22 protein-coding genes are annotated in these 25,023 nt (G+C 66.8%); 4 read left to right on the forward strand and 18 right to left on the reverse strand.

Annotated features, from left to right (window positions below; all coding sequences use genetic code 11):
• Positions 1-17 precede the first annotated feature (17 nt).
• Complete coding sequence (locus tag ACF8LI_RS05760) at positions 18-680, forward strand: N-methyl-D-aspartate receptor NMDAR2C subunit (RefSeq protein ID WP_392414756.1); 663 nt, start codon at positions 18-20, stop codon at positions 678-680.
• A 110-nt stretch (positions 681-790) separates the two neighbouring features.
• Positions 791-2,008, forward strand: coding sequence for a formate-dependent phosphoribosylglycinamide formyltransferase (purT, locus tag ACF8LI_RS05765; protein ID WP_016451185.1), 1,218 nt, complete (start codon positions 791-793; stop codon positions 2,006-2,008).
• Positions 2,009-2,074: 66 nt separating this feature from the next.
• Here purT and ACF8LI_RS05770 read toward each other — a convergent pair whose 3' ends face one another.
• The 5 genes from ACF8LI_RS05770 to ACF8LI_RS05790 form a co-directional block, all read right to left on the reverse strand.
• The gene (locus ACF8LI_RS05770; RefSeq protein ID WP_392414755.1) at positions 2,075-2,743 is read right to left on the reverse strand and encodes a mechanosensitive ion channel family protein; all 669 of its coding nucleotides are present in this window, start codon (positions 2,741-2,743) and stop codon (positions 2,075-2,077) included.
• Positions 2,744-2,851: 108 nt separating this feature from the next.
• Positions 2,852-3,925: a diguanylate cyclase domain-containing protein gene (locus ACF8LI_RS05775; protein WP_016447776.1), complete on the reverse strand. Its 1,074-nt coding sequence runs from the start codon at positions 3,923-3,925 to the stop codon at positions 2,852-2,854.
• A gap of 119 nt (positions 3,926-4,044) precedes the next feature.
• Positions 4,045-5,061 carry a hypothetical protein gene (locus ACF8LI_RS05780; RefSeq protein WP_046239858.1) on the reverse strand — a complete coding sequence of 339 codons (1,017 nt, stop codon included), beginning with the start codon at positions 5,059-5,061 and terminating at the stop codon, positions 4,045-4,047.
• 91 nt (positions 5,062-5,152) lie between these two features.
• On the reverse strand, positions 5,153-6,712 hold the full coding sequence (gene lysS / locus ACF8LI_RS05785; RefSeq protein ID WP_016447774.1) for a lysine--tRNA ligase: 1,560 nt from the start codon (positions 6,710-6,712) through the stop codon (positions 5,153-5,155).
• A gap of 246 nt (positions 6,713-6,958) precedes the next feature.
• The gene (locus ACF8LI_RS05790; RefSeq protein ID WP_043789834.1) at positions 6,959-7,633 is read right to left on the reverse strand and encodes an LON peptidase substrate-binding domain-containing protein; all 675 of its coding nucleotides are present in this window, start codon (positions 7,631-7,633) and stop codon (positions 6,959-6,961) included.
• Between the two features lie 90 nt (positions 7,634-7,723).
• Between ACF8LI_RS05790 and ACF8LI_RS05795 the strand changes: the two genes are divergently transcribed.
• Complete coding sequence (locus tag ACF8LI_RS05795) at positions 7,724-8,281, forward strand: YggT family protein (protein ID WP_016451188.1); 558 nt, start codon at positions 7,724-7,726, stop codon at positions 8,279-8,281.
• 77 nt (positions 8,282-8,358) lie between these two features.
• On the opposite strand, the gene accD is transcribed toward ACF8LI_RS05795, so the two are convergent.
• From accD to ACF8LI_RS05855, 12 genes are all read right to left on the reverse strand, one after another.
• Entirely contained in the window at positions 8,359-9,234 is an 876-nt protein-coding gene (gene accD / locus ACF8LI_RS05800; RefSeq protein ID WP_016447771.1) for an acetyl-CoA carboxylase, carboxyltransferase subunit beta, read from the reverse strand.
• Between the two features lie 65 nt (positions 9,235-9,299).
• Positions 9,300-10,109, reverse strand: coding sequence for a tryptophan synthase subunit alpha (gene trpA / locus ACF8LI_RS05805; protein WP_016447770.1), 810 nt, complete (start codon positions 10,107-10,109; stop codon positions 9,300-9,302).
• Entirely contained in the window at positions 10,106-11,362 is a 1,257-nt protein-coding gene (gene trpB, locus ACF8LI_RS05810; RefSeq protein ID WP_016447769.1) for a tryptophan synthase subunit beta, read from the reverse strand. Before trpB ends, trpA begins: the two co-directional genes overlap by 4 nt.
• Positions 11,340-12,062: a phosphoribosylanthranilate isomerase gene (locus ACF8LI_RS05815; RefSeq protein ID WP_016447768.1), complete on the reverse strand. Its 723-nt coding sequence runs from the start codon at positions 12,060-12,062 to the stop codon at positions 11,340-11,342. The genes trpB and ACF8LI_RS05815 overlap by 23 nt, the downstream gene beginning before the upstream one ends.
• 32 nt (positions 12,063-12,094) lie before the next feature.
• The gene (truA, locus tag ACF8LI_RS05820; protein ID WP_016447767.1) at positions 12,095-12,943 is read right to left on the reverse strand and encodes a tRNA pseudouridine(38-40) synthase TruA; all 849 of its coding nucleotides are present in this window, start codon (positions 12,941-12,943) and stop codon (positions 12,095-12,097) included.
• A gap of 115 nt (positions 12,944-13,058) precedes the next feature.
• Positions 13,059-15,965 carry a FimV/HubP family polar landmark protein gene (locus tag ACF8LI_RS05825; RefSeq protein ID WP_392414754.1) on the reverse strand — a complete coding sequence of 969 codons (2,907 nt, stop codon included), beginning with the start codon at positions 15,963-15,965 and terminating at the stop codon, positions 13,059-13,061.
• A gap of 367 nt (positions 15,966-16,332) precedes the next feature.
• Entirely contained in the window at positions 16,333-17,445 is a 1,113-nt protein-coding gene (asd, locus tag ACF8LI_RS05830; RefSeq protein WP_016447765.1) for an aspartate-semialdehyde dehydrogenase, read from the reverse strand.
• Between the two features lie 375 nt (positions 17,446-17,820).
• On the reverse strand, positions 17,821-18,891 hold the full coding sequence (gene leuB, locus ACF8LI_RS05835) for a 3-isopropylmalate dehydrogenase (protein ID WP_016447764.1): 1,071 nt from the start codon (positions 18,889-18,891) through the stop codon (positions 17,821-17,823).
• Between the two features lie 96 nt (positions 18,892-18,987).
• Positions 18,988-19,641: a 3-isopropylmalate dehydratase small subunit gene (leuD, locus tag ACF8LI_RS05840; RefSeq protein ID WP_016447763.1), complete on the reverse strand. Its 654-nt coding sequence runs from the start codon at positions 19,639-19,641 to the stop codon at positions 18,988-18,990.
• Between the two features lie 20 nt (positions 19,642-19,661).
• On the reverse strand, positions 19,662-19,787 hold the full coding sequence (locus ACF8LI_RS05845; protein ID WP_012207035.1) for an entericidin A/B family lipoprotein: 126 nt from the start codon (positions 19,785-19,787) through the stop codon (positions 19,662-19,664).
• 26 nt (positions 19,788-19,813) lie between these two features.
• Complete coding sequence (gene leuC / locus ACF8LI_RS05850) at positions 19,814-21,235, reverse strand: 3-isopropylmalate dehydratase large subunit (RefSeq protein ID WP_034396655.1); 1,422 nt, start codon at positions 21,233-21,235, stop codon at positions 19,814-19,816.
• Positions 21,236-21,300: 65 nt separating this feature from the next.
• Positions 21,301-22,245, reverse strand: coding sequence for a LysR substrate-binding domain-containing protein (locus ACF8LI_RS05855; RefSeq protein WP_016447761.1), 945 nt, complete (start codon positions 22,243-22,245; stop codon positions 21,301-21,303).
• A 241-nt stretch (positions 22,246-22,486) separates the two neighbouring features.
• On the opposite strand from ACF8LI_RS05855, the gene ACF8LI_RS05860 reads away from it, so the two are divergent.
• A complete protein-coding gene (locus tag ACF8LI_RS05860) occupies positions 22,487-23,743 on the forward strand; it encodes a tetratricopeptide repeat protein (protein WP_223275145.1) in 1,257 nt (418 codons plus the stop codon).
• Between the two features lie 70 nt (positions 23,744-23,813).
• Here ACF8LI_RS05860 and dnaJ read toward each other — a convergent pair whose 3' ends face one another.
• The gene (dnaJ, locus tag ACF8LI_RS05865) at positions 23,814-24,953 is read right to left on the reverse strand and encodes a molecular chaperone DnaJ (protein WP_017405356.1); all 1,140 of its coding nucleotides are present in this window, start codon (positions 24,951-24,953) and stop codon (positions 23,814-23,816) included.
• Between the last annotated feature and the right edge of the window lie 70 nt (positions 24,954-25,023).

Consider the following 25,023-nt stretch of genomic DNA (forward strand, 5'->3'; position numbering starts at 1 on the left):
GACCCAAGGAGCAGGCGATGACCCAGGTTGGACCAGGGGCCGAAATGCCCAGCGCAAACGATGCATCGCTGCAGACCTGGCAGGCGTCCTGGGATAGCGCCTGGTCCGCACTGGGTGCCAGCGCTCCGCAGCCTGTGCTGGCCGAGTTGCTGCAAAGCTACAGCGAGCCCCAGCGCCACTACCACACGCTGCAGCACCTGGGGGAGGCCCTGGGCCTGCTGCAGCCGGCGCTGGGCCTGGCCGAGCGTCCCGGCGAGGTGGCGCTGGCGCTGTGGTTCCATGATGCCGTCTACGAAACCCAGGCCAAGGACAACGAGGCGCGCAGCGCCGACTGGGCCGTGGCCGTGGTGCGCGGGCAGGGCCTGCCGGCGGAGGTGGCCGGGCGCGTGCACGGCCTGATCATGGCGACCTGCCACGCTGCACAGCCGTCCGGGATCGACGCCCAACTGCTGGTGGATGCCGACCTGGGCATTCTGGCGGCCGACCCTCTGCGGTTTTCCGAATACGAGCTGCAGGTGCGGGCCGAGTACGAATGGGTGCCCTTGCCGCTGTACCGCGCCAAGCGCCGCGAGGTGCTGCTGGGCTTCATGCAGCGCGAGGCCATCTACTGCACCGACTGGTTCCGGCAACGGCTGGAGGTGCGGGCGCGGCGCAACCTCGCGCAGGCGCTGGGTTTGTAGGCAGCGCCTGTGTCGGCATCCTATGATCGGGGGCTGCTGCGGGCCGTGCAGGCCTGCCTCCCTCTCTTTCTTATCTTGCCCAGGCTCTGCCTGGCTCACCGGACGCGCAGATGACCACCCTTGGAACCCCTTACTCCCCCCATGCCACCAAAGTCATGCTGCTGGGCAGCGGCGAACTCGGCAAGGAAGTGCTGATCGCGCTGCAGCGCCTGGGCGTGGAAACCATTGCCGTGGACCGTTACGAGAACGCGCCCGGTCAGCAGGTGGCCCACCACGCACGCACCATCACCATGAGCGATCCGGCCCAGCTCAAGGCCTTGATCGAGGCCGAGAAACCCGACCTGGTCGTGCCCGAGATCGAGGCCATTGCCACGCCCATGCTCGAAGAGCTGGAAGCGGCAGGCGTGGTCACCGTGATCCCCACGGCCCGCGCCGCGCGCCTGACCATGGACCGCGAAGGCATTCGCCGCCTGGCCGCCGAGACGCTGGGCCTGGCCACCAGCCCTTACCGCTTCTGTGATTCGCAGCAGGAACTGCAGGCTGCCATCGACGGCACGGATGGCCAGCCCGCCATCGGCTTTCCCTGCGTGGTCAAGCCCGTGATGAGCAGCTCGGGCAAGGGCCAGAGCAAGCTGGACGGCCCGGACGACGTGGCCAAGGCCTGGGACTACGCCATGGCCGGCGGCCGCGTGAGCCATGGCCGTGTGATCGTCGAAGGCTTCATCGACTTCGACTACGAAATCACCCAGCTCACGGTGCGCGCCAAGGGTGCGGACGGCCAGGTGCAGACGCATTTCTGCGATCCCATCGGCCACATCCAGCAGTCCGGCGACTATGTGGAAAGCTGGCAGCCCCATCCCATGCACCCGGCGGCGCTGCAGAAGTCGCGCGACATCGCCAAGGCGGTGACCGACGACCTGGGCGGCCTGGGCCTGTTTGGCGTGGAGCTGTTCGTCAAGGGCGAGCAGGTCTGGTTCAGCGAAGTCTCGCCACGCCCGCACGACACGGGGCTGGTCACGCTGGCCACGCAGTGGCAAAGCGAGTTCGAGCTGCATGCGCGCGCCATTCTGGGCCTGCCCGTGGATGCCTCGCTGCGCAACCCCGGCGCCAGCGCCGTGATCTATGGCGGGCAGGATGCCGAAGGCCTGGTGTTCGACGGCGTGGACGAGGCCCTGGCCGTGCCGGGCACGGACCTGCGCCTGTTTGGCAAGCCAGAGAGCTTCGTCAAGCGCCGCATGGGCGTGGCCCTGGCGCGCGCCCAGGATGTGGAGCAGGCGCGCACCAACGCCAAGCTGGCCGCCAGCAAGGTCCGGCCGCGCAAGCCCTGAGGCGCTGCCCAATGACAAAGCCGCCGTCCCTTTGCCGGGCGGCGGCTTTTTCATGGGGTGCCGGCCTTAGTTGGTCGTGTACATGGGAGGCTGCGAGGGCTGGGCATCATGCGGCGTGGTCAGCCGGATGGCGCGCTCCTCCTCGCCATGGCTGGCATGCTCGCCATCCGCGCCCAGGCCCCCCTTCCAGCGCCGGACCACGCGCTGGAAGATCAGCGAGTTGGGGATCTGCAGCAGATTGGGTGAGCCATCGGGCGCATGGGCGTCCTGCAAGGTGGTGTAGAGCATGTTGATGTCGATCACGCGGCCCTTGGCACCGGGCTTTTCGGCCGTGTCCAGCACCTCGATGTAGTCGCCCAGGCGAAAGGGCCCGACGATGACGATGAGCAGGGCGCAGAACAGGTTGGACAGCACGCTCCAGGCCGCAAAGAAGGCCACGGCGCCCACGGTGGCAAAGCCGGTGAAGGCCGTCCACAGCACGGTGGCCGAGACGCCCAGGCGCTCCAGTACCAGCGGCACGGTGGCGGCAATCAGAATCCAGCGGAACACGCCGCGCAGCGGCACCAGCAGCTCCGGCGGCAGGCCGTAGTGCCTGCCCGCGCGTGCGATCAGCCGGCGAACCAGGCGATTGAGCAGCCAGGCCGCACCGATGATCAGCAGGATCTGGGCACCGGGGATGATGAACTCCAGCCAATCCTGCATCCAGGCGGGCAGGTGCGCTTGAAAACGACGCATAACTTCAAACATTCAGGAAACAGCAATCCGCATTCAGGACCCGGATGCGCGGCTTGCGCGCGCCCGGCATTGAGCTGCGATCGTAAGCGCAGGCGCAAGGCCCGGCAGTCAGGTGCGGCGCTGCTCCACCGTGTCCATCTGCATCTCGAAGCTGAAGAAGCGGTCGCGCCCCTGCGCCTTGGCCGCGTACAGGGCCTGGTCGGCGCGCATGAGCATGGCTTCGGCGCTGGTGTATTCGTCGGGGACGCAGGTGGTGATGCCGCCCGACAGCGTGAGGCCCGATTCATGGGGTGAGTCGGGGTGGCGTATGCGCAGCACGCGCAGCATCTGGCCCACGGCACGCGCGAACGTCATGGCCCCCGAGCGTGGCGTGCGCGGCAGGATGAGCGCGAATTCCTCGCCGCCATAGCGCGCCGCCACGTCACGCGGGCGCACGCAGACCTCGCGCAGCAGGCGGCCTATCTGTTTCAGGCATTCATCGCCATGCACATGGCCATAGGTGTCGTTGTAGCGCTTGAAATGGTCCAGGTCGCAGAGCATCAGCGTCAGCGGCTGGCCCTCGCGGCGGGCCGAGGCGATCTCGGCATGCAGGATGCGGTCGAAGCCTCGGCGGTTGACCAGGCCCGTGAGCTGGTCGAGCTCGACCATTTCGTTGAGCTTCTGGTTGGCCTCATGCAGTTCGGCCGACAGCGATACCAGGCGCCGGCGCATGTCCAGCAGGCGGCGCATGGCGCGCAGCTTGGCTACGAGCACGATGGGCTTGACGGGCTTGACCAGGTAGTCGTCGCCTCCGGCCTCGATGCCGCGCCACACGTCCAGGTCATTGTCCAGTCCGGACAGGAAGATGACGGGCGTCCACTCGCCGGGCTCGGCCTCGCGCAGCTGGCGGGCCACCCAGTAGCCGTCCTCGCCCGGCAGACGGATGTCGAGCAGCACGAGGTCGGGGCGCTGCTCGCGGAACAGTGCCAGGGCGCTGGGGCCATCGGCAGCCTCCAGCACGCGGGTCACGCCGGCATGCAGCAACTCGCTGACCAGACTGGTGCGTACCGAGGCCTGGTCTTCCACGACCAGCACGCAAAACGGCGATGCCTCGTCCGTCGGCTTGGCGAAGCGCGCTCCGGTGGGCTCGATGGCGGGAGAGTCGGTGCTGTCGGTGGGCGAAGGTGGTGGGGCAGCGGGCATGGCCTTCAGGGTTGTGAGACCAGAAATGGGTCAGGGGGCTGCGCAGTACGCGGCATGGGGGTGGCGCCAGTGTAAGTCGGTCGTTGTATTCGTGTGCGATTGTGGATGCCCGGCTTTCTTCAGGCCAGGGGCAGGTCCGTGCGGGCCCGGCTGGCTTCGTCGTGCCATTGCACGAAGGCGTCGGCGGCCGCACACAGGCGTGGGTTGCCCAGTTGCTGCAGCAGCCTGCAAGCTGCAAAGCCCTGGGCTTTTTCGTCATAGGCAAGCGCCCACTGGCGGCGCTCTTGCCGCGTCTGCTCGGGCTGGGGCCAGCGGCGCAGCGAGGTGGACAGTCCGGTCAGGCCCATGCGCCAGGGCTTGCCCGATACGCGGGCGCGAAAGCACTGCTGGCGCTCGCACAGCAGGGCATAGAGCGGGTCCACCTGCAAGGCGTCGAACAACTGCGCGACGGCAGGGTCGTCGGGTGCGAAATCGGTATGCGTGACGATGACACGCAGGCCCTTGGGCGTTTCATAGACGCGCAGCCCCCAGTCGGCATGGCTTTGGTGGAAGGCCTGTACGCGCTCCATGGCGCGTGCGGACGGCGAGTCCGTGGCCGCGCGCCGGCGCGCCTGCCGCGCCTCCCACCAGCGCTGCACGCGCCGCATGGCCAGGAACAGCAGCAGCACGACCAGAGCTGTGGCCACCATCCTCGAATTGTTCTTGTGCGGTGCCAGCCGGGCCAGCCAGGTGGCGGCCGAAGCCAGCAAAAGCAGGGTCACGACGGGAAAGCGCACAGCGCTGGGCGGCTCGGGCAGGTCGATATCGGCGATGGCCACGCGCTCGGTGTTCAGGCAGTGGGCGCCGTAGCTGTTGCGTGTCATTACCGTGCCGTCGCGCCGCTGCAGGACCTCTTCGCGTATGGGGGTGCTGAAGCCGTCGAGCGCGTACTCGTTCTTCCATTCCATGCGCGGCTCGCCCGGGGGCAGCGCCGCATTGCGGGCGTCTTGCAGGGCCTTGGCGGCACGCTCCTGGGCGTGGGCCTGGGCAGCCTCCTGGCTGGTGTCGGACCATCCCCAGCGCTGGACGGTGATGCCGTGGGTGGGGCGGCTTTCATGCCGCAGGCGCGCCTGCGCCCAGTAGGTGGGGATGTGCATGGCGAGCCAGTATAGGGAAAAGCCGCCTGGCTCCCAAGGGAACGCAGGCGGCTTCAGTTGGCCATGCGCGCAGGCGCTGTATGCCGGGGGTTTACTGTTCGCGGCGCAGGGCGGGGAACAGGATCACGTCGCGGATGCTGGCGCTGTCGGTCAGCAGCATCATCAGGCGGTCGATGCCGATGCCGCAGCCGCCCGTGGGGGGCATGCCGTACTCGAGGGCACGCACGAAGTCGTGGTCGAAGTACATGGCTTCGTCGTCGCCGCCGTCCTTGGCCTGGACCTGGGCGTTGAAGCGCGCGGCCTGGTCCTCGGCGTCGTTGAGTTCGGAGAAGCCGTTGCCGAATTCACGGCCCGTGATGTACAGCTCGAAGCGCTCGGTGACTTCGGGGCGCTCGTCATTGGCGCGTGCCAGCGGCGAGATCTCGGTGGGGTGCTCCATGATGAAGGTGGGCTGCCAGAGCTTTTCCTCGACCACTTCCTCGAAGTACAGCACCTGCAGGCTGGCCAGGGTACGGGTGGACAGGCGGTCCTTTTCTTCCGTCATGCCCAGCTTGCGCAGGGCATTGGTCAGCCATTCGCGGTCGGCCACCTTGTCACCGGCTTCGGTGAACTTGACGATGGCTTCGGGAATGGTCAGGCGCTGGAAGGGCTGGGACAGGTCCACGGGCTTGCCGCCGTAGGTCAGCTGCAGCGTGCCCACGGCCTTTTGCGCGGCGTCGCGCACCAGTGCCTCGGTGTAGTCCATCAGGTCGCGGTAGTTCCAGTAGGCCGCGTAGAACTCCATCATGGTGAACTCGGGGTTGTGGCGCACCGAGATGCCTTCGTTGCGGAAGTTGCGGTTGATTTCGAACACGCGCTCGAAGCCGCCGACCACCAGGCGCTTGAGGTACAGCTCGGGCGCGATGCGCAGGTACATCTCCTGGTCCAGCGCGTTGTGGTGGGTGACGAAGGGCTTGGCGTTGGCGCCGCCGGGAATGGGATGCAGCATGGGCGTCTCCACTTCCAGGAAGCCATGCTCCACCATGAATTCGCGGATGCCCGAGACGGCCTTGCTGCGCGCGATGAAGCGGCGGCGGGCCTGCTCGTCCATCATCAGGTCCACGTAGCGCTGGCGCACCTTCTGCTCCAGATCGGCCATGCCGTGGAACTTGTCAGGCATGGGGCGCAGGCTCTTGGTGAGCAGGCGCAGCGTCTGCACCTTGACCGACAGCTCGCCGGTCTTGGTCTTCATCAGCGTGCCTTCGGCGCCCAGGATGTCGCCCAGGTCCCAGCGCTTGAAGGCCGCATAGACCTCCTCGCCCACGGTGTCGCGCGTGATGTACAGCTGGATGCGGCCGTGCGTGGGGCCCAGCGATCCGTCCTGGATGGTGGCGAAGCTGGCCTTGCCCATGACGCGCTTGAGCATCATGCGGCCGCCCAGGCTGACCTGCACGGATTCGGCGTCGAGTTGCTCGGCGCTCTTGTCGGCATGGGCCTGCTGCAGGGCCTCGGCGCGGTCGGCCGGCTTGAAGTCGTTGGGGAAGGCCACGCCGCCCTGTTCACGCACCTGTTCGCGCAGGGCCTTGAGTTTTTCGCGGCGCTCGGCGATGAGTTGGTTTTCGTCCTGGGGAGCGGTCTGGTCCGCTGCAGATGGTGTGTTGTGTTCGGTCATGACAATGAGCGCCAGCGCAAAACGCCGAGGGGCCGGAAAAAAGCCGGAGGGGGAAATCGGGGAAAGCCGAAAAAAAGCCAGGCGGGAAGGGCTGGAAAATGCAGCGGCAGCAGCAAATGCCACCGGCAGGCCCCGCAGCTGGCGGGCTGAATCCGCGATTTTAAGTTTTTTGTCGCGCTTTCGGTGCGTGGTGCCGTCAATGTGCCGGACCTTGCTGCGGTATGACGCCGCAGGACCGCCAATTCGTCAGTGCGCGGCGGGCGGGGAGCCGGGCGCCGTCCCCTGCGAATTGCCTATGCCGCTGCGTTCCAGCACATCCGCCACCAGCTCCAGCCGCACCAGCGGGCTGTCCAAGGCCATCAGTTGCTGCTTGATGGACACGGGCAGGGGCAGCAGCTCGGTCCAGCGGTTGGCCACCCAGCCGCAGTCGCCCATCTGTTCGGCGCTGGGCAGCCGGGCATGGTCGGCGTCGGTGGATCGTGCGTGCAGCTGCATCAGCACCTGGGCCAGGGCCTGGGCCGTGGCGAGCAGGTGATCGGGGACGGGGACGGCGGCGTCGGCAGGCAGCAACTGCACATCGGCCACCCACAGGCCGTGGGGCAGCTGCCGGTGATCCTGCATGCGAAAGCGCTGCGTGCCCTCGCACTGCAGGTGCAGCAGGCCGGGCTGGGGCTGCTGCAGCTGGACGATGCGTGCCAGCGTGCCCACGGCATGCAGCTGCTCGGCGGCCGCACCGGCCTTGCGCACTTCGCTGCCGGCCTGCAATGCCACCACGCCGAAGGGGGCTCCCGTGCGCTCGCACTTGCGGATCATGTCGAGGTAGCGGACCTCGAAGACGCGAAGGCTCAGCAGGCCTTGGGGAAAAAGGACGCTGCCCAGAGGGAAAAGCGGTAGGGAGTGCAGTGCGGTATGGGCGGTCATGTGATGGGCGGGATGCGGCAGCTATCATCCCATGCTGTGCCAAGGCCGGCTGGCCGTGGTCCGATCTTCCTCTCGCAGTCCTACAACGCCATGCTTTTTCAGATCGTTTCCTTTTTGCTCGACGTGGTCGTTGGCCTGCTGACCGGCGTCTGCCTGTTGCGCATGTACATGCAGGCCCAGCGCATTCCCTTCGGCAACCCGGTCGGCCAACTGGTGTTTGCGCTGTCCGACTGGATCGTGATGCCGCTGCGCCGCGTCATCAAGCCGGCCGGGCGCTGGGACATGTCCAGCCTGATCGCGGCCTTCTTGCTGCAGATGCTGCAGTTCGTGCTGCTGTGGCTGCTGATGGGCGGGCAGTCCAATGTGGTCGCCCTGCCGTGGCTGGCCCTGTGCGGCCTGGCGCGCGTGGCGCTGTCGGGCATGGTGGGCGTGCTGCTGATCTATGTCATCTTGTCGTGGGTGCAGCCGCAGTCGCCGATGTACGGCGTGCTGCAGCGCCTGTCCGAGCCCATGCTGCGGCCCATTCGCCGCATCGTGCCCCTGATCGGCGGTATCGATCTGTCGGCACTGGTGGCCCTGGTGCTGCTGCAGATCGCGCTGATGGTGCTGGGCTATATCCAGGGCTCGGGCCTGATGCTGCTGGCCTGATTTCCCCAGTTTCCCGGACGTGAAAAAGCCGCCGCAGGCACCCACCTGCGGCGGCTTTTCTGTGTCTGCGCGAGGCTTTACTGAACAGCGTCGGCCGGCAGGCGCTGCAGCATGGCAAGCGATGCGGCGATGCGGTCGCGCAGCTCGCGGCGGTCCACGATCATGTCCACGGCGCCCTTGTCCTGCAGGAACTCGGCGCGCTGGAAGCCTTCGGGCAGCTTCACGCGCACCGTGGTTTCGATCACGCGCGGGCCGGCGAAGCCGACCAGGGTCTTGGGCTCGGCAATGACGATGTCTCCCACGAAGGCGAAGCTGGCGGAGACGCCGCCGAAGGTGGGGTCGGTCAGCACCGAGACGTAGGGCAGGCCCTTCTTGGCCAGGCGTGTGAGCGCGGCGTTGGCCTTGGCCATCTGCATCAGGCTCAGCAGACCTTCCTGCATGCGCGCGCCGCCGGTGGCGGTGAAGCAGATGAAGGGGACCTTCTGCTCGATGGCGGTCTCGACGCCACGCACGAAGCGCTCGCCGACCACGGAGCCCATGGAGCCGCCCATGAATTCGAACTCGAAGCAGGCTGCGACCACATTGACGCTCTTGATGGCGCCGCCCATGACGACCAGGGCATCGGTCTCGCCGGTGTTCTCCAGCGCTTCCTTGAGGCGCTCGGGGTACTTGCGGCTGTCCTTGAACTTCAGGGCGTCGACAGGAATGACTTCCTGGCCGATCTCATAGCGGCCTTCGGCATCCAGGAAATGGTTCAGGCGGGCGCGCGCGCCGATGCGGTGATGGTGGCTGCAGCTGGGGCAGACGTTCTGGTTTTTCTCCAGATCGGCCTTGTAGAGCACGGTCTCGCAGCTCGGGCACTTGATCCACAGACCTTCGGGGATCTGCTGGAGGCGATCCGTAGGGTTGGTTTGCTGGATTTTGGCAGGCAGGAGTTTTTCAAGCCAGGACATGGTGTTTCCTTTTCAGGCGCAGGGCATGCGGCACCGGGCCGCATGCAAGGGCTGCATTATGCGACCTACGCGTCGAGTGCCTTGCGCACGCCGCGCAGGAAGTCGATGGTCAGGGGGACGATCTTTTCGTGGGGCTGGCCGTCCAGCATCTCGATGATGCGGCTGCCGATCACCACCGCATCGGCCACGCGGCCGATGGCCTGTGCCGTGGCCGCGTCGCGGATGCCGAAGCCCACGCCCACGGGAATGCTCACATGCTCGCGGATGCGCGGCAGCATGGCTTCCACGGCTGCCGTGTCGAGCGCGCCCGAGCCGGTCACGCCCTTGAGCGAGACGTAGTAGACATAGCCGCTGGCCACGCGCGCCACCTGCTGCATGCGCTCGGTGGTGGACGTGGGTGCCAGCAGGAAGATGAGGTCCATGTCGCGCGCACGCAGTTGCGCGGCGAATGCCTCGCACTCCTCGGGCGGGTAGTCCACGATGAGCAGGCCGTCGACGCCGGCTTCGGCCGCATCGTCCACGAAGCGGTCCTTGCCGTGGATCTGGTCGTAGCGCTCCACCGGGTTGGCATAGCCCATCAGCACCACGGGCGTGGTCTGGTTTTTCTGGCGGAACTCGCGCACATAGGCCAGCACCTGCACCAGGCCCACGCCGTTGGCGATGGCACGGTCGCCAGCCTTCTGGATGGTGGGGCCGTCGGCCATGGGGTCGGAGAAGGGCACGCCCAGCTCGATCACATCGGCGCCAGCCTCCACCATGCCGTGCATCAGCGACGGCGTGATGGCCGCGAACGGGAAGCCCGCGGTGATGTAGGGGATCAGGGCCTTGCGGCCATCTTCCTGGAGTTTGGTGAAAGTCGTGGTGATGCGGCTCATTGAGCTGCTCCTCCCTTGACCGTGAGCCCGCGCATGGAGGGCCGGTCGTAATAGTCGGCGCCCGAGAGATCGGCCACGGTGCCGATGTCCTTGTCGCCGCGACCGGACAGGTTCACGAGGATGGACTGGTCGGCGCGCATGGTCTTGGCCAGTTGCATGGCATAGGCCACGGCATGGCTGGACTCCAGGGCGGGAATGATGCCTTCGGTGCGGCACAGGTAGTGGAAGGCGTCCAAGGCCTCCTGGTCCGTGATGCCCACGTATTGGGCGCGGCCCAGTTCCTGCAGCCAGGCGTGCTCGGGGCCGACGCCGGGATAGTCAAGGCCGGCGCTGATGCTGTGCGTCTCGGTGATCTGGCCGTTCTCGTCCTGCAGGATGAAGGTGCGGTTGCCGTGCAGCACGCCGCTGCTGCCGCGCTGCAGCGAGGCCGAGTGCTTGCCGCTGTCCAGGCCCTCGCCCGCAGCCTCCACGCCGATCAGGCGCGTGTTCTCGAACGGGATGTAGGGGTGGAAGATGCCCATGGCATTGCTGCCGCCGCCCACGCAGGCGACCACGGCGTCGGGCTGGCGGTCGGCGCCCAGGAACTCGGGCATCTGCGTCAGGCATTCCTCGCCGATGACCTTCTGGAAGTCGCGCACCATCGCGGGGTAGGGGTGGGGGCCGGCCACGGTGCCGATGATGTAGAAGGTGTTGTCCACGTTGGCCACCCAGTCGCGCATGGCCTCGTTGAGCGCATCCTTGAGCGTGCGGCTGCCCGATTCCACCGGCACCACGGTGGCGCCCAGCAGGCGCATGCGGTAGACGTTGGGGCTTTGGCGCTTCACGTCCTCGGAGCCCATGTAGACGATGCACTCGAGGCCGTAGCGCGCGCAGATGGTGGCCGTGGCCACGCCGTGCTGGCCGGCGCCCGTCTCGGCAATGATGCGGGGCTTGCCCATGCGCCGGGCGAGCATGGCCTGGCCGATCACGTTGTTGATCTTGTGCGCGCCCGTGTGGTTGAGGTCTTCGCGCTTGAGGTAGATCTGCGCGCCGCCCATCTCGCGCGACATGCGTGCCGCGTGGTAGACGGGCGAAGGGCGGCCGACGAAATGGGCCAGCTCGGACTGGAATTCGGCAACGAATTCCGGGTCGTTCTGGTACTTGGCGTAGGCGTCGCGCAGCTCGGTCAGAGCGTGTGTCAGGGTTTCGCTGGCAAAGCTGCCGCCGAAGCGGCCAAAGTGGCCAGATGCGTCAGGGTACTGGTATTCGAACATGGCTTGTCTGCAAAAGTTGGTCATCGGCCGCGCGCACGGCGGCGATGAATCGGTGTATCTTGCCGGCGTCCTTGATGCCCCTGAGGGGCTTGCCGTCGGGACCATCGGCCTCGACGCCGGAACTGACATCAACGGCCAGCGAGAGTCCTCGCGGGCGCACTTGCAAGATGCCATCGGTCACGTTTGCAGGCGTGAGTCCACCAGACAAAACGAGGTGAGAGGCGACGTTTGGTGGAAGGAGTGACCAATTGAATGCTTTTCCGCCACCACCATAGCCGTCGACATGGGCGTCGAGCAGTATGGCCTGGGCTTTCGAGTAACGCTGGGCATATTCTACGAGGTCGAAGCGCGCGGCATCGGGACCAAGGGGAATGCGCGCGGCGCGCAGGAAGGCGCGGGTGCCGCCCGATGTGGCGGCAAGGCAGTCCTCGGGCGACTCGTCGCCGTGGAACTGCACGCAGGCGCCCGGTATGGCGGCGCAGGCGGCCATCACGTTGGCGGCGCTTTCATTGACGAACAGCAGCACCGGTGTCACGAAGGGCGGCAGGCGCCGCGCCAGCTCGGCGGCACGCTGCACCGTCACGGCGCGCGGGCTGGGGGCGTAGAGGACAAAGCCCACGGCGTCGGCGCCGGCGGCCACGGCTGCGTCCACATCCTGTTCGCGGGTGAGTCCGCAGATCTTGATTCGGGTGCGCTGCATGGGGGCTGAAGAATGGGGGAAGGCCTGCTCGTTCACGGGAGCCAATCATAGGCCGGGCTGCGCGAAGGAAGGCCCCATGAAGGATCGTATACGGGACCCAGAAAGTACAGGCCGTCCGGCGAGAAGGTGGGCGCGGCGGCATCGCGGGAGCGCGCCTCCAGCACCTGTTGCATCCACTGCGGCGCGTGTGTGCCCTGGCCTACGGCGAGCAGGCAGCCCATGATGTTGCGCACCATGTGGTGGAGGAAGGCGCTGCCCTCGAACTCGAATCGCCAGTAGCAGCATTCCATGGCTGCATCCCCGGGACGCATGGAGCTGGCCGCGGCCATCTGGGCGCCGTCGCCTGCCATGCGGCGGGTGATGGACAGGCGGTGCAGTGTCTTGACGGGGGATTTGGCCTGGCAACCCGACGCGCGGAATGAGCTGAAATCGTGCTCTCCCAGCAGGTGCTGGGCGGCGGCCTGCATGGCGTCACCGTTGAGTGCATGGAACACCCAGCCCACACGCCCGGCCTCCACGCTGGGCCGCACGGGCGACTGCAGCAGCACATAGGCATAGCGCCTGGCTGTGGCGCAGGCCCGTGAATGGAAGGAGTCGGGCACGGGCTGGGCCCATTGCACGGCGATGTCCGGCGGCAGGAAGGTGTTGGTGCCACGGACCCAGGAGAACGGGGCCCTGTCCAGCGGCGTGTCGAAGTGGACGACCTGCATGAGGCCGTGCACTCCGGCATCGGTGCGGCCCGCACAGAGGGTGTGGACCTCCTGAGCGGCAAAGCGGCCCAGGGCCGCTTCGAGATGGTCTTGAATGGTGTTGCCAGACAGCTGGCTTTGCCAGCCGCTGTAGCGCTGGCCGTTGTAGGCGACGCCGAGGGCTACGCGCATGGCGAGGCCTCCGGCATGGGTTGGGTGTGCATCAAGTTGTCAGTTTTCCATGGTGGCATGTACCACCCTGTAACGCGAAACCGGCACGCGGCGCCTGGGCAGGCGCCGTCGGGCTTCAGTCTATCTCGGCAAGGAGGCGCTGGGCTTTGGCCTTGAGATCGCCGTGGGCCTCGGAGATCACTTCTTCGATGAGTGTACGGGCTCCGTCGCTGTCGCCGATGGCATTGAATTCCTGGGCCAGGGCGAGCTTGGTGGCCAGCGGGTCCTCGGGCGCCGAAGGCGGCGTTGCGGCCGTGGGGGCGTCATTGCCCAGGTCCAGGGACAGGCTGCCCAGGTCGAATTCCAGCGATTCGGCCGGTTCAGGCTTGGCCTTGGCCGCCGTTTCCAGCACGCCGCCCGAATGCGCTGCTGCCGGCGCTTGGGCTGGCGCCTCGGTGCCCAGGTCTTCCAGGTTGAACTCCATGGCGTCCAGCGACAGCAGATCGGTACTGGCGTGGCTGTCGTCCGTGGTGGAACCGGTCAGGGGCGAAGGTTCCGTGGCCGGGAAGCTGTCCGTGACCTGCCGTGTGACGGGCATGTCCAGCGGCAGCATCTCGGTCGGCTGCATGTCGCTCATGGCGCTGCTGTGGTTCAGCGCATCCGTCAGCGAGGCATGGGCCGTGGGCTGGAAGCCGGGCATGTCCAGCGATGCAGCAGGCGGCTCCACGCGGGGATCCATGCGAGGCGCCTCGCTTGCTGCGGGCTGCATGGGCTCCAGTGGTGCGCGCAGCGTGGGCTCCAGCGCAGCGAAGTCCTGTTCGCTGGGCATGGGGGCCGGTGCGGGCAGCGGGCTGGCGTGCTGCGCGGGCAGGCTGGCGTCGGCCAGGCCGCCGGGCAGGTCCATGTTGAGGTCCATGTCCAGGTCCATGGGCAGGGTGGCAGGGCCTTCGCGGTGCGCCTCCATGTCCAGGGGGCGGCTGGCCAGCGAGGCGGCCGCCAGTCCGGCAGCTGCCGCTGCGGCGCCGCCGGCAACGGCGGCAGCAGACAGGGGCGCGGCGCCGGCAGGCTGGTAGAGGGCGTTTTCCGGGTCCAGGATGCGGCCCTGGTCGGCCAGGCGCTGCCAGTCCACGCCCTTGCCCTGGGTCAGGCCGTGCAGGGTCTGCGCGACGGCCTCGAAGGCCTTGCGGTCATGGCGCTTGGCGTAGATGTCGGCCAGCTTCTGGTGCAGTGCGGTGCGGCTGGGATCGGTGCGCAGGGCTTCCTTGAGGATTTCCTCTGCCTGCAGGTCGCGGCCATAGGCCAGGTAGACATCGGCCTCGGCCACGGGGTCCACATCGCCGGCATCGAGCTGACTGGGCGAGTAGTGCATGGAGGTGCCCGACAGCTGGCTCGATGTGCCGGTATCCACGCGTTGGCCGCCACTGGCTCCAAAGAAGGAATCGGCCGCGAGCTGGCTGTCGCCAAAGGCGCTTTCGCTGGAGGCTGCGGCAGCGCGGCGGCGCTGCATGACGCGGTAGCCACCATAGCCCAGCAGCAGGGCCAGCAAGGCGGCGCCGGCCAGCGGGATGGTGGGATCTTCCATCAGCGTATCGATGAAGCTGGGCTCGGCGATCGGTGCGACGGGGGCGGGTGCCGGCTTGGGCTTCGGCGGCTCGGCAGGAGCGGGCGTGGCGGGCACGGCTTCTGCCGCGGGCGCTGCCGGGCCGGCAGCATTGGCTGCGGCGTCTGGAGCAGCGGTGGCGGCAGCGGCCGCAGCGGCGGCTGCGTCGGCAGTCGCCGCCGGGGCCGGGGGCGTTGTCTGGGGTGCTGCAGCTTCAGGCGCTGCAGGCACGGTCGGCGCGCCCGGCACAGCCACGCCGTTTGCCGTGCCGCTGGCTGCCGAGGCAGGTGCTGCAGCAGCACCTTCGGCGGGCTTGGTGGCGGCGGCGATCTGGCTCAGCTCGGACATGTTGCGCTGCAGTTCGGCCGTGCGCGATGCCTGGTCGTCGGACTGCTTTTGCTTGGCCAGGCGCTCGTCTGCCTCCACGCCCTTGACAGCACCTTTGGACAGGGTGAGCTTGTCGGGTGCGGCGGTGGAGGGCTTGCGGTCTTCGACCTGGGCCTGGACGCTGCCCGATGCTTCACGATTGGCCGATGCCACGGGCGCGGCCGGTACGGCGCTGGCCAGCTGGCGGCGGAACTGGTTGAAATCCCGGGACTGGGCTGCAACGATCTGGCGCGCCTCGCGCGGCGAGGTGGCCTGTGCCGTGGCCTCGTCAGGCACGGTGAGCACGGCGCCGGAGCGCATGCGGTTCACATTGCCGTTGATGAAGGCCTTGGGATTGGAGCGCAGCATGGCCACCAGCATCTGGTCCAGCGAAACGCCTGCGGGCAGGTGGGCGGCGGCAATGCGGCCAGCCGTGTCTCCGGTCTTGATGCGGACCTCGGATGCTTCGGACGGCGCCGGCGCTGCAGCAGCGCGCTCGCGGGCTGATGCGGTGCTCCGGCGCGGGGCTGCCGGAGCAGGGGCTGGACGGCTTTCCTCGGTGTTGCCTGCGGCAGCTGGCGAGGGGGCCGGCGCGGCGCGGCGCGGTGCGGCGCCCGGTTCGGGGGCGGAGGCCTGGGCCGCAGCCGTCACGGCAGGCGGCAGCTTTTGCAGGGTGGGCGGATCCAGCAGCAGGGTGTAGTTGCGCTGCAGGTTGCCCGAGGCCCAGCTGGCGTCGATCACCAGATCGACAAAGGGCTCGTTGACGGGCTGGGTGCTTGTGAGTCGCAGCACGGCCGATCCGTCCGCGCGACGCTGCACGCTGACGCGCACCTGGCTGGCCGTGGCGTTGTACTCCATGCCCTGGGTGCGGAAGACGCCGGGAGAGGCCACGCCCACGCGCAGGCCTTCGGCTTCAGCCGCCGTGATCTGGGGGATTTCGACTTCGGCACGCAGGGGCTCGCCCAGGGCCGATTGCACGTTCACCCGGCCCAGAGCCAGTGCCCAGGCCTCGGAGGCGGGCAGTGCGACCGAGACGACGGCCGCAGCGGCCAGCACAGAGAGTTTCCAACGATGCATAAAGCGTCAAACCTGTGTGGATGCAATTGGGCGGGCACTATTGTTATTGTGAGGATGCCCGCGTTTGCACATGTAATTGAAATTTACCCGGGGATAGATGGCACGCCATATACCAAGGTGCTTGGGTCGCATTGTCGGCCACGCTATAGGATCGCAAGCGTCTGGTTGCCGGTGAACGCTGCCAGTTGTTGTCGAACGGCAACGAGAAGAAACACAATGTATCTTCGGTGATTGTAGGCAACCGCCTACAGTCAGGGGACAAGAGACTTGGGCATTGTGCCCAATCGCACAGGGTTTAAAGCCGAAAAAAGCGCCATGTCCCGGGCCAGGACATGGCGCTTTTTGTGTTGGCTCAAGCCGGCGGTGCTCAGGCGGCCAGCAGGATGCGCAGCATGCGGCGCAGCGGCTCGGCGGCGCCCCACAGCAGTTGGTCGCCGATCACGAAGGCCGACAGGTATTCGGGGCCCATGTTCAGCTTGCGCACGCGGCCCACGCCGACTTCCAGGCCGCCGGTGATGGCGGCGGGCGTCAGTTCCTTGACGGTGATGGCGCGTTCATTGGGCACCCACTTCACCCAGGGGTTGCCGGACTTGATGATGGCTTCCAGCTCCTGCAGGGGCAGGTCCTTCTTGAGCTTGAGGGTCAGCGCCAGGCTGTGGCAGCGCATGGCGCCGATGCGCACGCACAGGCCGTCGACGGGAATGGTCTGCTCCGTGCCCAGGATCTTGTTGACCTCGGCCTGGCCCTTCCACTCTTCCTTGGACTGGCCGTTGTCCAGCTGTGCGTCGATCCAGGGGATCAGGCCGCCAGCCAGAGGCGCGCCGAAGAATTCGGTGGGCACATCGGTGCGGATGGTCTGAGCCACCTTGCGGTCGATATCCAGGATGGCGGAGGCGGGCGTGGCCAGCTCGTCGGCCACGGCCGCATGCACCACGCCCATGCCCTTGAGCAGTTCGCGCATGTGGTTGGCGCCGCCACCGGAGGCTGCCTGGTAGGTCATGGAGCTGACCCATTCCACGAGACCGGCCTTGAACAGGCCGCCCAGGCCCATCAGCAGGATGGAGTTGGTGCAGTTGCCGCCAATCCAGTTCTTGCCGCCCGCGGCGAGCTTGGACTGGATCAGGCCTTCATTGACGGGGTCGAGCACGATGACGGCATCGCCCTCCATGCGCAGCGACGATGCGGCATCGATCCAGTGGCCGTTCCAGCCCGAGGCGCGCAGCTGGGGGAAGACTTCCTTGGTGTAGTCGCCGCCCTGGCAGGTGATGATGATGTCGCACTTGGACAGCTCGGCAATGTCGTTGGCATTGCGCAGCTCGGTGTGGGTCTTCGCCATGGCCGGGGCCTTGCCGCCGGCGTTGGAGGTGGAGAAGAAAACGGGCTCGATCAGGTCGAAATCGCCCTCTGCCTGCATGCGGTCCATCAGCACGGAGCCGACCATGCCGCGCCAGCCCACCAGGCCTACCAATTGCTTGCTCATTTTTGAAACGCCCTTTCAGTGTGAAAACAGTGCTGGATCAAGACTGTTGTCGCCCGGCTCGTCTGGGCCAGGTGAGGGCGCACGACGAACCGGGCTGGGTCAGCCTTTGATTGTCGTAATGGTTGTGGATGTGATTGCGCGCACGGCCACACCAGCCTGGGCGGCGGGTGCAATGTTCAGCAGGAGGAACGGGCGGGCGGCAAACATAAGAGCATTCATTCTAGCGAATACGCCAGGAAAGAGAATGTCTGTTTGATGAATATCTTCGTCGAAATGGCGAAAAGCAGACGTCTGTTTTGACGCTTTGCCAAGTTCTGGAAAATCCTGGTCAGGCAGGGCAGCCGCAAGCCCGGAGGCTCGCGGCTGTCGTGGACGTCAGGCCAGCGCGGCCACCACGGCGTCGCCCATCTCTCGGGTGGAGACCTTGGTCGTGCCTTCGCTGTGGATGTCGGCCGTGCGCAGGCCCTGGGCCAGGACCTTTTGCACGGCGGCTTCGATGCGCTGTGCAGCAGCCTCCTGGTTCAGCGAGAAGCGCAGCATCATCGCAGCCGACAGGATGGTGGCCAGCGGATTGGCAATGCCCTTGCCCGCAATGTCGGGGGCCGAGCCATGGCTGGGCTCGTACAGACCCTGGCCCTTGGCGTTGAGCGAGGCGGAGGGCAGCATGCCGATGGAGCCGGTGAGCATGGAGGCTTCATCGGACAGGATGTCGCCAAACATATTGCCCGTGACCACCACGTCGAAGCGCTTGGGCTCCTTGACCAGTTGCATGGCGGCGTTGTCCACGTACATGTGGTCCAGTTGTACGTCGGGGTACTGCTGGCCCACCTCGGTGACCACGTCCTTCCAGAACTGGAAGGTTTCCAGCACGTTGGCCTTGTCCACGCTGGTCACGCGCTTGCTGCGCTTTTGCGCGGCCTGGAAGGCCACGTGGGCGATGCGCTCGATTTCGGGCTTGGAGTAGCGCATGGTGTCGAAGGCTTCCTCGGCGCCGGGGAAGTGGCCGTCGGTGGCCACGCGGCGGCCGCGCGGCTGGCCGAAGTAGATGTCGCCGGTCAGCTCGCGGATGATGAGGATGTCCAGGCCTGCGACCAGTTCGGGCTTGAGGCTGGAGGCATGGGTCAGCTCCGCATAGCAGATGGCCGGGCGGAAGTTGGCAAACAGGCCCATGTGCTTGCGCAGGCCCAGGATGGCCTGCTCGGGGCGCAGCGGGCGGTCCAGCGTGTCGTACTTCCAGTCGCCCACGGCGCCGAACAGCACGGCGTCGGACTCCATGGCCAGCTTCAGCGTGGATTCGGGCAGCGGGTGGCCGGCAGCTTCGTAGGCAGCGCCGCCCACGGGGGCGGTCTGCATGTCGAAGTCCAGGCCCAGGGCGCCCAGCACCTTCACGGCTTCCGCAACGATTTCGGGGCCGATGCCATCACCGGGCAAGACTGCGATTTTCATGGTGTTCCTTTTGAGAGACTGTTCGGATGGTGGAAGGCCGCCGGCGGCTGGTTCAGCAACGCCTGCGGCCCATTGATGCGCGCAAGTGGAGATCGATCAGCGCTGCACCAGCGTGTGGGCCAGCCAGGGCTTGGTGGCCAGGCGCTCAGCCTCGTAGGCGCGGATCTTGTCGGCATGGCGCAGGGTCAGGCCGATGTCGTCAAAACCGTTGAGCAGGCAGTACTTGCGGAAGGCAATGACGTCGAAGGGGATCTCCTCGCCCTGCGGGCGCACGATCACCTGGCGGTCCAGGTCGATGGTCAGCTCGTAGCCGGGGAAGGCGGCGATCTCGTTGAACAGCATGTCGATCGTGGCTTCGGGCAGCACGATGGGCAGCAGGCCGTTCTTGAAGCAGTTGTTGAAGAAGATGTCGGCGAAGCTGGGTGCCAGGATGGCGCGAAAGCCGTACTGGTCCAGGGCCCAGGGCGCGTGCTCGCGGCTGGAGCCGCAGCCGAAGTTCTTGCGTGCGACCAGGATGGAGGCGCCCGCATAGCGCGGCTGATTGAGCACGAAGTCGGGGTTGGGCTTGCGCGAGGCCGGGTCCTGGCCGGGTTCGCCATGGTCCAGGTAGCGCCACTCGTCGAACAGGTTCACACCGAAGCCGGTCTTCTTGATCGACTTGAGGAACTGCTTGGGAATGATGGCGTCGGTGTCGACGTTTTCGCGGTCCATGGGGGCGACAAGGCCCTTGTGCACGGTGAATTGTTGCATGGCAGTATCGAATTCAGGGTTCAGCGGGCGGCGCGTTCGATGGCGCTGCCCGCGCTTTGCACGTCCTGGCCAATGCCCTTGACGGTATTGCAGGCGGCCAGGGTGAAGGCCAGGCCGATCAGGAGGATCGAGAAGGAAGGCTTCATGGTGTGCTGGCGGGGCAGTTGCGGGTTCAGGAGAATCTGCGGATGTCCACGAAGTGGCCGTGGATGGCCGCGGCAGCGGCCATGGCGGGGCTCACCAGGTGGGTGCGTCCGCCCGCGCCCTGGCGGCCTTCGAAGTTGCGGTTGCTGGTGGAGGCGCAGCGCTCGCCGGGCTCCAGGCGGTCGGCGTTCATGGCCAGGCACATGGAGCAGCCGGGTTCGCGCCATTCAAAGCCTGCCGCCTTGAAGATCTGGTCCAGGCCTTCGCGCTCGGCCTGCTCCTTGACCAGGCCCGATCCGGGCACCACCATGGCCAGCTTGATGTTGCGTGCCACCTTCTGGCCCAGCTTCTTGACCACGGCGGCGGCTTCGCGCATGTCTTCGATGCGGCTGTTGGTGCACGAGCCGATGAAGACCTTGTCCACGAAGATGTCGTCGATGGCCTTGCCGGGTTCCAGCGCCATGTAGGTCAGCGCGCGCTCGATGGCTCCGCGCTTGCTGGCATCCTTTTCCTTGTCGGGATCGGGCACGCGGGCATCCACGCCCAGCACCATTTCGGGCGAGGTGCCCCAGGTGACCTGCGGCACGATCTCGCTGGCCTGCAGCTCGACCACGCGGTCGAACTTCGCATCGGCATCGGAGTGCAGCGTCTTCCAGTAGGAGACGGCGGCGTCCCATTCGGCACCGGTGGGGGCCAGAGGGCGGCCCTTGACGTACTGGATGGTCTTATCGTCCACGGCCACCAGGCCGGCGCGTGCGCCGCCTTCGATGGCCATGTTGCAGACCGTCATGCGGCCTTCCATGCTCAGGTCGCGGATGGCCTCGCCTGCGAACTCGATGGTGTAGCCCGTGCCGCCGGCCGTGCCGATCTTGCCGATGATGGCCAGCACGATGTCCTTGGCCGTGATGCCGGGCGCCGCCTTGCCGCTGACGTTGATCAGCATGTTCTTGGCCTTCTTGGCCAGCAGGGTCTGGGTGGCCATCACGTGCTCGACTTCGGAGGTGCCGATGCCGTGGGCCAGTGCGCCGAAGGCGCCATGCGTGGACGTGTGGCTGTCGCCGCAGACCACGGTCATGCCGGGCAGGGTGGCGCCTTGCTCGGGACCCATGACGTGGACGATGCCCTGGCCCTTGTCCATGAAGGGAAAGAAGGCCGCAGAGCCGAACTCGCCGATGTTGGTGTTCAGCGTGGTGATCTGTTCCTTGCTGATGGGGTCGGCAATGCCGTCATAGCCGCGCTCCCAGCCGTCGGTGGGTGTGTTGTGGTCGGCCGTGGCCACCACGGAGCTGATGCGCCACAGCTTGCGGCCGGCCATGCGCAGGCCTTCGAAGGCCTGGGGGCTGGTGACTTCGTGCACCAGGTGGCGGTCGATGTAGAGGACGGCGGTGCCGTCATCCTCGGTGTGGATGACATGCTCGTCGAAGATCTTGTCGTAGAGGGTGCGTCCCATGGCGTTCTCGAATGGTTGGTGTCGTGGGGAAATTCTTGGATGTGCATCCGGGGGCCAAGGGGCCTTCAGGATGCGCTGGCCGGCGGGCTCAGGTGCTCGACCAGCAGGCGGGCCGTAACGGGTAGCGCGTCGAAGTCGCGCGCCACGATGCTCAGCTCGCGCCGTGCCCAGTCGTCGCTGAGCTCCAGGGCGCGCAGATGGCCCACGCCGTGCATGAGCTCGAAGGCGCGGTCGGGGATCAGTCCCACGCCCAGGCCGTTGTCGATCATGCGGCACATGGCATCCAGGCTGGTGACCTGGATGCGCTGGTGCAGCGCATGCCCGGCCTGGGCCGCAGCCGCACGCATGGCCAGGCTGATGGAGGAGCCGGCCTGCAGGCTGACGATGTCCCATTCGAGCACATCGGCAAAGGCCACGCTGTCGCTGTGCGCCAGCGCGTGCTGCTCGGGCACCACGACGACCAGCCGGTCCTCGCGGTAGGGGCGGTGCTGCAGCGCGGGAGTGGCCTGGCCATTGCCCAGCGGCATGTATGCCATGGAGCAGATGCCGATGTCGGCCGTGCCTTCCTGCACCGCCGCCAGCACGGCGGGGCTGAGCTGCTCCTGCAGGTCGATCTTGACCTGGCCATGCTTGCGCGCGAAGACGCCCAGGTCTTCCGGCAGGAACTGCACGATGGCCGACATATTGGCGTGGATGCGTACATGGCCGCGCACGCCATCGGCGTACTCGGACAGCTCGCCCTGCATGCGCTCCAGGCCATACAGCACGTTGCGCGCGTGGTGCAGCAGGCTTTCGCCGGCAGGAGTGAGTGTCACGCCACGGCTGTGGCGATACAGCAGGGCCGTGTCCACGGTGGCCTCGAGGTCGGACAGGCGCTTGCTCACCGCCGAAGCGGCGATGAACTCGCGCTCTGCCGCTCGTCCGATGCTGCCAAGTTCGCAGACAGCCACGAACAGCTGCAAGGAGGTAAGGTCTATGCGCCGTGCAAAACTGCGCTCTGAATTCTTCATGTGGTGGGGTTCAGGCTTCTCATTAGGAGAAGTTGAATGGATTTTCTCGCACAAGTCATCGATCTGTCATCTTCAAGCGCGATGTCTTTGGTGATGTCGTGCGATTTCATGGAGATGGGGGTCATGCCTCGTGGCGATGGCTGCGGGCAACCATGCCCGCCGGAACGCCGGTTGCATACTGAAAGAATTTGTCAATCTTTGCGCCAGTCGCCTGCATGGATTGCTGCAAAAATAAGAGCATATGAACGATCGATACCCGACGGGCCTGCGAGCCCTGCCTGCAGGCCTGTCATTGCTGCTGGCCGCAGCCCTGTCCTGCATGGCCGTCCCGGCGTCTGCCAAGCCGCAGCCACCGGCGAAGAACACGGCCAAGAGCGGCGCGAAGGCCCCCGCCAAGCCTGCGGCCAAGGCAGCTGCGAGGCCGACAGGCAAGACCGCCGTCAAATCCAAGGGCAAGCCGGCACCTGCCACCACCCGCAGCGCACCTGCCAAGGCGGCCGCCGCTGCAGGCGTGGTGGGCGGCGCTGCCGCAGCGGGGGCTGCAGCTGCAGCCGCAGGTGGCGGCGCGTCCAAGGGTGAGTCCGGCCTGAGCGCTGCCGAGCTTGCAGCGCTGCAGCAGCATGCCGAGCAGGGCGAGGCCAGCGCCCAGTACGCGCTGGGCTCGCTGTACAAGCGCGGCCAGGGCGTTGCCCTGGATGCGGAGACTGCTGCCCGGTGGTATGAGAAATCGGCCCAGCAAGGCTATGCGCCGGCTCAGTCCGACCTGGGTTTGATGTACGCCAATGGCCGTGGCGTGGTGCGCGACGATGCGCAGGCCGTGCAGTGGTATCGCAAGGCGGCCGAGCAGGGTGACGCCGTGGCACAGAACAACCTGGGCCTGATGCTGGCCGAGGGGCGCGGAGCCGCCAAGGATCCCGTCCAGGCCGTGCAATGGTTCCAGCGCTCGGCCGAACAGGGGGAGGCGGCCGGCCAGTACAGCCTGGGCGTGATGTATGCCACGGGCCGGGGCGTGGCCGAGGATGTGGCGCAGGCGCTGCGCTGGTTTGTGGCGGCGGCAGGCCAGGGCCATGTCGATGCGCAATTCAACGCCGGCATGCTCTATGCCGAGGGTGGCGTGGTCGATCGCGACATGGCGCAGGCCGCACACTGGCTGGAGAAGGCGGCCGAGCAGGGCAGTGCCGCAGCCCAGTCCAACCTGGGCGTTCTGTATGCCAATGGCCAGGGCGTGCCTGCCAGCGACAAGCAGGCCGCGCGCTGGCTGGAGCGTGCCGCCCAGCAGGGCGACGCGCTGGCGCAGTCCAATCTGGCCAGCCTCTATTCCTCGGGCAAGGGCGTGGAGCGCAGCCCGTCGCAGGCCTATTTCTGGATGCTGCTGGCAGCGGGCAAGGACAGCTCTCTGGCGGCCAAGCGCGACAGCATGGCCCAGCCGCTGAGCGCGGCAGAGCGCGCACGTGCGGAGCGGCAGGCGGCGGCCTGGAAGGCCAAACCCGCTCCCTGAGCCCTGTTGAGGATGCACCAATGAAAAACGCCTCGGAAGAGGCGTTTTTTTTGGGGGGCTCAGTGCTGCATCAGCTGAAGAAGCTCTTGAGCCTGTCGGTCCAGCTCTCGCCGCTGGGCGAATGCTTGGCGCCGCCCTTCTTGAGCGATTCCTCCAGCTCGCGCAGCAGCTTGCGCTGGTACTCGGTCAGCTTGACGGGCGTCTCGACCACGATGTGGCAGTACAGGTCACCGGGGTAGCTGGAGCGCACGCCCTTGATGCCCTTGCCGCGCAGGCGGAACTGCTTGCCGGCCTGGGTGCCTTCGGGGATGTCGATGGCCGCCTTGCCCGAGAGGGTGGGCACCTCGATCTCGCCACCCAGCGCTGCCGTGATGAAGCTCACGGGCACGTTGCAGTGCAGATCGTCGCCATCGCGCTCGAAGATGTCGTGGTCCTTGATGCGGATCTCGATGTAGAGATCGCCTGCAGGCCCGCCATTGGTGCCGGGTTCGCCATTGCCCGAGGAGCGGATGCGCATGCCGTCGTCGATGCCTGCGGGAATCTTCACTTCCAGCGTCTTCTGGCGCTTGACCTTGCCCTGGCCGCCGCAGCTGGTGCAGGGTTCGGGAATGATCTTGCCGGTGCCTCTGCAGTGCGGGCAGGTCTGCTGCACGCTGAAGAAGCCCTGGCGCATCTGCACGCTGCCCATGCCGTTGCAGGTGGTGCAGGTCTTGGCGCTGGTGCCGGGCTTGGCGCCGCTGCCGTGGCAGGTGTCGCAGCTGTCCCAGCTGGGGATGCGTATCTGCGCATCCTTGCCGTGGGCAGCCTCTTCCAGCGTGATCTCCATGGCATAGCTGAGGTCGTTGCCACGGTAGACCTGGCGGCCGCCACCTGCACCGCCGCGCCGCCCGCCCTGGTTGAACATGTCGCCGAAGATGTCGCCAAAGGCCTCGGCAAAGCCGCCAAAGCCTTCTGCGCCGCCGCCCATGCCGCGGTTGGGGTCCACGCCTGCGTGGCCGTACTGATCGTAGGCCGCGCGTTTGTTGCTGTCGGAGAGCATCTCGTAGGCCTCCTTGGCCTCCTTGAATTTCTCTTCCGCCTCGCGTGCGGCATCCCCCTGGTTGCGGTCAGGGTGGTACTTCATCGCCAGCTTGCGATAAGCCTTCTTGATGTCGTCGTCCGAGGCGTTCTTGGCAACGCCGAGGACCTCGTAAAAATCGCGTTTGGACATGGTGTTTGCTAGCCAGTCAGTGAGAACAGGAACGCCGCGTCAGCCCCTTGGCAGGGCCGAGCGCGGCGGC

The organism is Delftia sp. WSY_12 (assembly GCF_043104645.1).
Lineage (GTDB): Bacteria > Pseudomonadota > Gammaproteobacteria > Burkholderiales > Burkholderiaceae_C > Comamonas > Comamonas tsuruhatensis.

What these genes read in the sequence shown, in the direction of transcription:
- ACF8LI_RS05815 (WP_016447768.1), bottom strand. Translation starts at nt 12,062, where the DNA reads ATGCAGCGCACCCGAATCAAGATCTGCGGACTCACCCGCGAACAGGAT.
- ACF8LI_RS05790 (WP_043789834.1), bottom strand. Translation starts at nt 7,633, where the DNA reads ATGACCGCCCATACCGCACTGCACTCCCTACCGCTTTTCCCTCTGGGC.
- lysS (WP_016447774.1), bottom strand. Translation starts at nt 6,712, where the DNA reads ATGACCGAACACAACACACCATCTGCAGCGGACCAGACCGCTCCCCAG.
- accD (WP_016447771.1), bottom strand. Translation starts at nt 9,234, where the DNA reads ATGTCCTGGCTTGAAAAACTCCTGCCTGCCAAAATCCAGCAAACCAAC.
- dnaJ (WP_017405356.1), bottom strand. Translation starts at nt 24,953, where the DNA reads ATGTCCAAACGCGATTTTTACGAGGTCCTCGGCGTTGCCAAGAACGCC.
- leuD (WP_016447763.1), bottom strand. Translation starts at nt 19,641, where the DNA reads ATGCAACAATTCACCGTGCACAAGGGCCTTGTCGCCCCCATGGACCGC.
- purT (WP_016451185.1), top strand. Translation starts at nt 791, where the DNA reads ATGACCACCCTTGGAACCCCTTACTCCCCCCATGCCACCAAAGTCATG.
- asd (WP_016447765.1), bottom strand. Translation starts at nt 17,445, where the DNA reads ATGAGCAAGCAATTGGTAGGCCTGGTGGGCTGGCGCGGCATGGTCGGC.
- ACF8LI_RS05770 (WP_392414755.1), bottom strand. Translation starts at nt 2,743, where the DNA reads ATGCGTCGTTTTCAAGCGCACCTGCCCGCCTGGATGCAGGATTGGCTG.
- ACF8LI_RS05775 (WP_016447776.1), bottom strand. Translation starts at nt 3,925, where the DNA reads ATGCCCGCTGCCCCACCACCTTCGCCCACCGACAGCACCGACTCTCCC.
- ACF8LI_RS05845 (WP_012207035.1), bottom strand. Translation starts at nt 19,787, where the DNA reads ATGAAGCCTTCCTTCTCGATCCTCCTGATCGGCCTGGCCTTCACCCTG.
- ACF8LI_RS05795 (WP_016451188.1), top strand. Translation starts at nt 7,724, where the DNA reads ATGCTTTTTCAGATCGTTTCCTTTTTGCTCGACGTGGTCGTTGGCCTG.
- truA (WP_016447767.1), bottom strand. Translation starts at nt 12,943, where the DNA reads ATGCGCGTAGCCCTCGGCGTCGCCTACAACGGCCAGCGCTACAGCGGC.
- leuC (WP_034396655.1), bottom strand. Translation starts at nt 21,235, where the DNA reads ATGGGACGCACCCTCTACGACAAGATCTTCGACGAGCATGTCATCCAC.
- trpA (WP_016447770.1), bottom strand. Translation starts at nt 10,109, where the DNA reads ATGAGCCGCATCACCACGACTTTCACCAAACTCCAGGAAGATGGCCGC.
- ACF8LI_RS05855 (WP_016447761.1), bottom strand. Translation starts at nt 22,245, where the DNA reads ATGAAGAATTCAGAGCGCAGTTTTGCACGGCGCATAGACCTTACCTCC.
- ACF8LI_RS05825 (WP_392414754.1), bottom strand. Translation starts at nt 15,965, where the DNA reads ATGCATCGTTGGAAACTCTCTGTGCTGGCCGCTGCGGCCGTCGTCTCG.
- ACF8LI_RS05860 (WP_223275145.1), top strand. Translation starts at nt 22,487, where the DNA reads ATGAACGATCGATACCCGACGGGCCTGCGAGCCCTGCCTGCAGGCCTG.
- ACF8LI_RS05780 (WP_046239858.1), bottom strand. Translation starts at nt 5,061, where the DNA reads ATGCACATCCCCACCTACTGGGCGCAGGCGCGCCTGCGGCATGAAAGC.
- leuB (WP_016447764.1), bottom strand. Translation starts at nt 18,891, where the DNA reads ATGAAAATCGCAGTCTTGCCCGGTGATGGCATCGGCCCCGAAATCGTT.
- trpB (WP_016447769.1), bottom strand. Translation starts at nt 11,362, where the DNA reads ATGTTCGAATACCAGTACCCTGACGCATCTGGCCACTTTGGCCGCTTC.
- ACF8LI_RS05760 (WP_392414756.1), top strand. Translation starts at nt 18, where the DNA reads ATGACCCAGGTTGGACCAGGGGCCGAAATGCCCAGCGCAAACGATGCA.